Source organism: Mycobacterium sp. TH-M25 (assembly GCF_057473665.1).
This window is the reverse complement of record NZ_JBYCLA010000136.1, coordinates 1-5,694: the sequence shown is the minus strand read 5'-3', so window position 1 is coordinate 5,694 and position 5,694 is coordinate 1. Positions and strand designations below refer to the sequence as shown.

Sequence of the window (5,694 nt, the reverse complement as noted above, 5' to 3'; positions counted from 1 at the left end):
TGCGGTCGCCACGGTCAACCAGCTGCGCACCGCGATCAGCTTGGAGCCCCGCCCTGAACCCGATCCTGGGCCCCCACCGCAGGCCTCGATCGCCAAGACCACCAGCGAGCAGTCCAGCTGCTGGCGGATCAGACTGCCCCACGATCAGGCGGCCATGTTCGACGCCGCGCTGGCCTCACATCGCGACGCGCTGATCGCCGACTGGAAACACGACCACGACGACAGCACCTCAGATATCGCGCCCCCGATGCCGGGCACCATCGAGGCGTTCATGCGTCTGGTCGAGGCCGGCTGGGACGCCGAGGCGGCCCGGCGCCCACACGGGCAGCGCACCACCGTGGTGGTGCACCTGGACGTCGACAAGAACGCTGCGGCGCTGCATCTGGGTCCGCTGCTCTCTGACGCCGACCGGCAATTGTTGACCTGCGATGCCACCTGCGAGGTCTGGTTCGAACGTCACGGCCAACCCATCGGCGCCGGCCGCACCACCCGCACGGTCAACCGGCGGCTGCGCCGCGCGCTCGAGCACCGCGACCGCAGCTGCGCGATACCTGGCTGTGGGGCCACCCGCGGCCTGCACGCCCACCACATCCGCCACTGGGAAGACGGCGGCGCCACCGAGCTGGCCAACCTGGTGCTGGTCTGCCCGTATCACCACCGCCAACACCACCAAGGCGTCATCACCATCACCGGACCCGCCGACAACCTCACCGTCACCGACAGCTCCGGGCAACCGCTGAGCGCAGGATCACTCGCCCGTGCCCCCGAGCACGCCCCGCCCGCCGTCCCGCCGTACCCCGGGCCCACCGGCGAACGCGCCGACTGGTGGTGGTACGACCCCTTCCAGCCGCAGCCACCGCCAACAACCAACTAAGCCGAGTCAGCGGCATCGCATCGGAGATGAAAGCGTCTGGTGGACAGCGCTGTTTCGTCTTGACTAGTCGCTGCTGCCGGATCTGGCCAACCAAGGCCGACAGCCGGGCTCGCACCACAACGCCGAAAGGCTGCCCGCACTGGCGCACACCATGGCGCGCTCCCCGTTGTCGGCCTTGAGGCTGGCGACCACCTCGGCGCCGCGGGCCTTGAAGCTACGAACTGGGTTCGGCGTTTCGAGCTTGATACTGACTTTGCATCCGAGGCCGGTCTCCAAGGCCGCGCATCTGTAGAAGGGGGTATCGAGGAAAATCGGGGTGATCAGACTCCGCGCGGCATGGACTCGTGCTGTGTCGAGGCGCGTTGGTTCCACGACACAGCAGCGTATCGTCGCTGAGGGCTACTTTCCGGGAGTGCCCGGTCGACAGGGGGCCGCGCGTGAACGGTTCGGCGGCGCATACCTCGTATGACCGGATCGGGCGTGGCTATGTGCGCTTTCGCCGGCCCGACCCGCGGATTGCGGCCAGGCTCGAGTCTGCTCTCCACGATTCCCGGACCGTGGTTAACGTCGGCGCCGGTAGCGGTTCGTATGAGCCCACCGATCGCGTCGTTCTTGCTGTAGAACCTTCCGAGGAGATGGTCAAGCAACGGTCCCCCGATGCGGCGCCCTGCATCAGGGCAGCAGCTGAGCGCCTACCGCTTGTCGACCAGAGCTTCGACGCGGCCATGGCGATCCTGACGATTCATCATTGGTCTGACCCGGTGTCCGGATTGCGCGAACTTGTCCGCGTCGCTCACCGTGTCATCGTTTTTGCCTACGAGCCAGTCATCCACTCCCAATTTTGGCTCTGGGAAGAGTACTTCCCTACCGCCGCTCGTGTTTCGGCCGCGTCTGAGCTGCCTGTCGGGCGCGTGGCCGAGGTCATCGGCGCCGACCGAGTCGAAACCGTTCTCGTGCCTCACGATTGCGTGGACGGCTTCGGCCCGGCCTACTGGCGTCGACCGGCCGCCTACCTTGACCCCGACGTTCGCGGTTGCATTTCAGGCCTGGCACGGTTAACCGCCAACGACATCCAGTCTGGGGTCGAACGCCTGCGTCAGGATCTCGACACCGGCGCCTGGCATACCCGCCATCGAGATCTCCTTCATCTCAACGCGATCGACGCTGGCCTTCGCCTCATCGTGCACGAGCGACCATGAACAAGATTTCCGACGCGTAAATACGGGCCTTTCAGACGGCCCGGTCTGCCGAAGCGCTAACAAATTGAAATAATCTAGTGCACAACAAATTACGCCGATTTTACTGGCGCAGTGCACGTATCCCGAACCTGCGGTATTACTCGGGCTGCTCGGCGCAAGAGACGGAGCGCTCAGCTTAGATCGGGTAGCACCAGCTTTAACATCGGGCGTTTCGGAAGCGTTGGCGCGACCGCGCGGATACTCACAGCCAGCAATCAGTAAGGCGTCATATATTCCCGCCATGACCATGCGTATCGCCGCTGCGAGCATACTGATGGGGACACTGATCGCCACCCCCGCGACAGCCCACGCAGACGATGTGGCTCGTCACGTACATACCGCAGCCCAACCCGCGAAAGCTTGGCAACATGCCGTGGAATGCCGTGATCCGCCTCGCCCAGTAACCGAGGTCAACGGAACGGCAGGGAGAGCGGTGCGCGCTCGACTTGGTCATCCCCTAGCCGGGACAGCGGCCTGCACCGGGCGCGTACTAGACCGACGTAAAGATGCAAATAGACTGCGGCACAACCAACTCCGCTCAGTTTACTGGCGGAGTGCACGTATTCCTAACGTGCGGTATTCCTGTTAGCGGGGTCTTTGTCGGTGCGCAGAAGTGAAACTGTGTTTGCACACGACACGTTCAGGTCGTTGACAGCAAAGAGAAATACATTTCGCTCATGAAGATCGTCGCTGCTGTGCTGCTATTCGCAGTCGCTGGCGTGGCCGCACCCGCTATCGCCCGCGCTGACGACGTGCCCACCGTGGATCAAGTCGTCGCGATAATGGCCGAGCTAACCGACCCAGGAAGACCAGCGGCCAGCAAGGCAGACATCGTTACTCCTGGTTTCGCTCCCGACGAAGCTGGGACTATCGACGATCATTTGAACATCCTCAACGGGCGCGGGTACATCCCGTTCCACTTCGTCGTCACGGACATTCAACCCGCGCCCGGCAATACCGCGGGAGCCACCGTGGCCGCCCCACACGACTTTCCCTACTACTCCGTCTACCCTTGCCCGATTGTGCTGGTCAATCAGAGCGGGCACTGGATGATCGTCCACGACACCGCGATGGTGTGGCTGAACGCGATGCGAAGCAACACCCGCCATCGAGACTACGCGTATTAGCGCGAACTGGGGAACGCTCATGAAGATCGTTGCTGCTGTGCTGCTATTCGCAGTCGCTGGCGTGGCCGCACCCGCTATCGCCCACGCAGGCGACGTGCCCTCCGTCGATCAGGTGATGGCGATCCTCGGCGAGTTGGCTGATCCGAACATTCCCGCCGCAAACAAGGGCGACATCGTCACCCCCGGGTTCAGCCCCGACGAAGCCGGAACCGTTGACGATCATCTGACCCGGATGCGCGCGTTCGGCCGTGGCCTTTTGCCGCCTCTGTTTCATGTGACCGACATCCAGCCAGCGCCCAACAACTTCGCTGGTGCCACCGTGTCCACCGGCGGATACATGCGTCAAATCACCAACCCGCGCCCAATCGTGCTGGTCAATCAGGGTGGGCACTGGCTGATCACCAACGACACCGCCATGCCCGTGCTGGACGCTATCTGGGCGGCCTCGTGGAAGTGAACAAATCACGGATGAACTGGACCAAGCTCTCCGTCGCGACAACCCTGGCGGCGTTAATCGCCTCGCCCGCAACCGCACACGCGGACTGCGGCGACCCCGATCAGTCCCCGTGCACCGGCCCAGTCCCCACCGTCGATCAAGTTGTCGGCATCATGGCCGAACTCACCGACCCCAACAAGCCCGCGGGAGACAAGACCGACATTGTCACCCCAGGATTCACGCCTGAGGAAGCGGGAAAGATTGATGATCACCTGCACCGGATGGATGTGGCCGGGCTCTTGCCATTACCTTTCATCATCACCAACATTCAAGCCGCGCCCAATAAATTCGCTGGGGCCACGATGCAGACCGGGGGGTCATTTCATCAGAGCAGCGCACCCGGTCCGATAGTGCTGGTGGGTCAGAACGGGCACTGGCTACTCACCCACCACAGCGCCATCAGCTCCCTGGACGCGTTCTGGCACAACGCCACCATATCCGGCGTCTTCGTGCCCCGCGGATAAAGTTAGACAGGTACGGACAGCGGGCTCCAAAAACTCGCCGCCGACGTGTTCTTCCACAGCGACGTATTCTTGTTCATACGCGCAAACCGGGTCTGATGCCACGACGGTAGCTCTCGCCCACGCGGACGCAAAATATTGATGCTAAAGGCTTTCCGTGGCCTCACGTCTGTTGGCGAGGTAGCCATGCCAGTCGCGTTTGGCGTAGCTAGCCCATCGGGTTGCGGTGGCGATGTCGATGCCGAGGATGTCGGACAGCACCGCCGCGGGAAGTTCGGACGCGAGTTGGATCAACGCCGTGTTGCGGCCACCTCGTGGACGGATCCCACGCTGTTTGAGTCGGTTTGCGAAGCGTTCGGGGTCGATAGCGCGATGCGGGGTGCGTCCGGGAAACAGAAGTCGGCGTTCGATCTTGACGTTCGGCAGAGTCTGTCCTCGGGCTGGGCGTGGGAGTTGGGTCAGGAGGTCAGCGAGAACTGGTGGGAGCAGGAGCTCGTGCTCGCCGAGCATGAGGTAGGTGTCGCCTGATCGCTCGCAGAGCTGATTGCTCGAGATAGCAAGTACGCGAGTCAAATTGAGCCCAAAAAGCAACATCAGGGCGCCTCCGGCGCGAAGATCGACGGGCATGGTGTCCTCGGTGAGGCAGCGGTGTAGCAGTTTCCGTTGTTCTTCCTCGGACACGAACGCGGCGGGCGGTGCTGGTTTGCGGGCGGGGCCGTCACGCCCTTGGTGAGACCGCGTTGATCGGCCCACTTCAGGAACGATCGGATTTCGTGCTCGCGGGAGGTGCCGTGCGCCAGCCAGTTATCGACGAGGTCCTGCCCGACGGAGGTTAATGGCCGATGATGTTCCACTCGTGCAGGATCTGAACCGGTGAAGCGCCAAATCGGTCAGCGCACAATTCGTTCCACCCGTACCGGTTATCGGTGATGAAGTCGCAGAAAAAGCGCAGTGCATTCTGGTACCCCCGCGCCGTCGACACCGCGGTCGGCGGTGAACCCGACCCCAGATGAGCGAACCACGCATCGACGTCGTCGGCCCGCCACTGCCATGGATACTCGTTAGTGAATTCAGCGAACCGTCGCACGACCCTTTCCCGAGCCGAAATCGTTACCGGACGAAGAAAGCTTGCCCGCTGCTCATCGGTCCAGCCCGAGAGCATCGCCGAGAACATGGCCGCCTCCGGATCGAGTGGGACCACATTTGCGACCAGCGACAACCTCGCCGAACCCGGTAGCTCCGACACCAAACGCACGACTGAAGCGGGCTCGTCCATCAGAAGCGGTGACTATGGTGTAGCCATCGCCACCAGCGCAACAAGCCGCATCAGGCCCTGCGGAGTTGTTGCAACAGATGCAAATCCGCTTATTTCAGGAAGCGCCACGCCATATGCCACTTGGCGCATGAACACCACGCCGACCCCGGCGCGCGACCCATGCGGGCGCGCAGGCACGCTTGACGCATGGACCATTACACGCACAACGGGCTGACCTTCGAC

General features: G+C 63.0%; 9 protein-coding genes. 5 read left to right on the top strand and 4 right to left on the bottom strand.

The window, feature by feature from the left end; all coding sequences use genetic code 11:
• Positions 1-874, top strand: an 874-nt coding sequence (locus AC2VOU_RS04695; RefSeq protein WP_486956306.1) for an HNH endonuclease signature motif containing protein, incomplete at its 5' end; no start/stop codon positions are given.
• A 63-nt stretch (positions 875-937) separates the two neighbouring features.
• Here the strand turns inward: AC2VOU_RS04695 and AC2VOU_RS04690 are convergent.
• Complete coding sequence (locus tag AC2VOU_RS04690; protein WP_486956305.1) at positions 938-1,246, bottom strand: pyridoxal-phosphate dependent enzyme; 309 nt, start codon at positions 1,244-1,246, stop codon at positions 938-940.
• Here AC2VOU_RS04690 and AC2VOU_RS04685 point away from each other — a divergent pair.
• From AC2VOU_RS04685 to AC2VOU_RS04670, 4 genes are all read left to right on the top strand, one after another.
• The gene (locus tag AC2VOU_RS04685; protein WP_486956304.1) at positions 1,219-2,073 is read left to right on the top strand and encodes a class I SAM-dependent methyltransferase; all 855 of its coding nucleotides are present in this window, start codon (positions 1,219-1,221) and stop codon (positions 2,071-2,073) included. The genes AC2VOU_RS04690 and AC2VOU_RS04685 overlap by 28 nt on opposite strands.
• A gap of 716 nt (positions 2,074-2,789) precedes the next feature.
• On the top strand, positions 2,790-3,239 hold the full coding sequence (locus tag AC2VOU_RS04680; protein ID WP_486956303.1) for an MTB12 C-terminal domain-containing protein: 450 nt from the start codon (positions 2,790-2,792) through the stop codon (positions 3,237-3,239).
• 19 nt (positions 3,240-3,258) lie between these two features.
• Positions 3,259-3,696 (top strand): MTB12 C-terminal domain-containing protein, encoded by a 438-nt coding sequence (locus tag AC2VOU_RS04675; protein ID WP_486956302.1) that lies wholly within the window; start codon positions 3,259-3,261, stop codon positions 3,694-3,696.
• 11 nt (positions 3,697-3,707) lie between these two features.
• Complete coding sequence (locus AC2VOU_RS04670) at positions 3,708-4,199, top strand: MTB12 C-terminal domain-containing protein (protein WP_486956301.1); 492 nt, start codon at positions 3,708-3,710, stop codon at positions 4,197-4,199.
• A gap of 141 nt (positions 4,200-4,340) precedes the next feature.
• Here the strand turns inward: AC2VOU_RS04670 and AC2VOU_RS04665 are convergent, their stop codons facing one another.
• From AC2VOU_RS04665 to AC2VOU_RS04655, 3 genes are all read right to left on the bottom strand, one after another.
• The gene (locus tag AC2VOU_RS04665) at positions 4,341-4,949 is read right to left on the bottom strand and encodes a hypothetical protein (protein WP_486956300.1); all 609 of its coding nucleotides are present in this window, start codon (positions 4,947-4,949) and stop codon (positions 4,341-4,343) included.
• Positions 4,950-5,028: 79 nt separating this feature from the next.
• Positions 5,029-5,472 (bottom strand): hypothetical protein, encoded by a 444-nt coding sequence (locus AC2VOU_RS04660; RefSeq protein WP_486956299.1) that lies wholly within the window; start codon positions 5,470-5,472, stop codon positions 5,029-5,031.
• 12 nt (positions 5,473-5,484) lie between these two features.
• Positions 5,485-5,694 (bottom strand): hypothetical protein (locus AC2VOU_RS04655; RefSeq protein ID WP_486956298.1); only part of this gene is annotated, 210 nt, incomplete at its 5' end.